Annotated in this window: 2 protein-coding genes; both read right to left on the bottom strand. The window is 31.2% G+C overall.

The genetic code is table 11. From position 1 onward, the window contains the following. Positions 1–178: 178 nt before the first annotated feature. Positions 179–919 (bottom strand): 3-deoxy-manno-octulosonate cytidylyltransferase, encoded by a 741-nt coding sequence (gene kdsB / locus EC396_RS12300; protein WP_129366753.1) that lies wholly within the window; start codon positions 917–919, stop codon positions 179–181. 6 nt (positions 920–925) lie between these two features. Then, on the bottom strand, positions 926–1,634 hold a 709-nt coding region (locus EC396_RS12295; protein WP_164975279.1), incomplete at its 5' end, for a YihY/virulence factor BrkB family protein.

Here is a 1,634-nt window from a genome sequence, read left to right as displayed (position 1 = left end):
TAACTTTTGAAACCAACAAAAAGCGTTTGCAACGCGGCAAATTATTTGAATTATTTATAAGTGGGCACTCGTTATAAACTAGCGGCAGTGGACATAAAGTTTTATCATAAATAACTATATGTCATTTATTGATTTACATATGAATGTTTTCCAGAAGATTTTGAAGAAAAAAATTATTTTACAAATTACCCGTTTTATTAAAAATAGCATTTGCTTTTTCTAAATCTTCAGGCGTATCAATTCCAATAGCCAATTTATTGGTTTCAACCATTTTAACTTTTAATCCGTTTGCTATAAAACGAAGATTTTCTAGTTTTTCAGTTGCCTCTAAATGATACATTGGCAACTTTGTAAACTTCAACAAAGCGTCTTTTCTAAAAGCATAAATACCAATATGCTTATAATAAACTGCCATAGATTTTTCACGTGGATACGGAATTGGACAGCGTGAAAAATACATTGCAAAATTTTGAGTGTCGGTAACAACTTTTACATTGTTAGGATTGTTAATTTCAGCTTCAACTTCCATTTTAATCATTAATGAAGCTATGGCAATTTCTTTAGCTGTATCTGATTTAAAAACTTCCAATAAATTAAACAATGGTTCGGCTTGTGTAAAAGGCTCGTCGCCCTGAACATTTACCACAATATCAACCTCTAAATTCTCAACAGCTTCAGCAATACGGTCACTCCCCGACTCGTGTTCTTTGATGCTTTTGATTGCTTTTCCACCGTTTGAAGTAATTTCATTAAAAATAATATCAGAATCTGTAACTACATAAACCTCATCAAACAAATTGGTTTGTTTTGTGGCTTCATAAGTTCTTAAAATAACCGATTTTCCGGCTAAATCTTTCATTAATTTTCCAGGAAATCTACTTGCTTCATAACGAGCAGGAATCATTGCAATAACTTTCATAAGGTATTAATTTTGTGATTGTTTTTTTAGGCTGTAAATACTGGCGTTTAACTCAAAACCTAACAATAAAATAATGGAATTTAACCAAACAAACAGCATTAAAATTAACAAGGTACCTATTGATCCGTACAGCTCATTATAGGTCGAAAATTTGATAACATATACTGCAAATAGCTTAAACATTAACAAGGTTAACAAGGTAGTTAACAAGGCACCTGGCACGTATGAAATTTCTTTGGTTTCTTTTGTGCCATATTTGTATAAAAATGAAACAGAAACATAAATAAGTACGATAAAAAAAACATAACGGCCATATTGTATCCAAAATACATCATCAACCAGCAATCCTGAAACCGTTAAATTATTAACTGCCATTTCAAAATAAATATTTAAAGCAACTGTTATTAACAACACCACTGCCAAAAGAATTGCCATACCCATTGATACAAAATACTGACGAATTATATTTCGCATTTCGCTGATATGATACGAATATTCAAAACCTCCCAAAACAGCATTCACACCATTTGTCATTAAAAAAACTGAAGTTATAAAACCAAAGGAAAGCAAGCCACCATACCTGTTATTTGCAATATCTACAATTACACCTTGAACAGATTCAAAAGTATTTGGTGGTAATAAATGCTCAATGGTATTTAAAAAATCTTGCTGAAATCCCTCTATTTGAACGTACGGAATTAAAGTTAGGATAAAT

This window comes from Lutibacter sp. HS1-25 (assembly GCF_004121075.1).
In the GTDB taxonomy this organism is placed as follows: domain Bacteria; phylum Bacteroidota; class Bacteroidia; order Flavobacteriales; family Flavobacteriaceae; genus Lutibacter.
The sequence above is the reverse complement of the archived record's forward strand: the minus strand, read 5'-3'. Positions and strand labels throughout refer to the sequence as shown.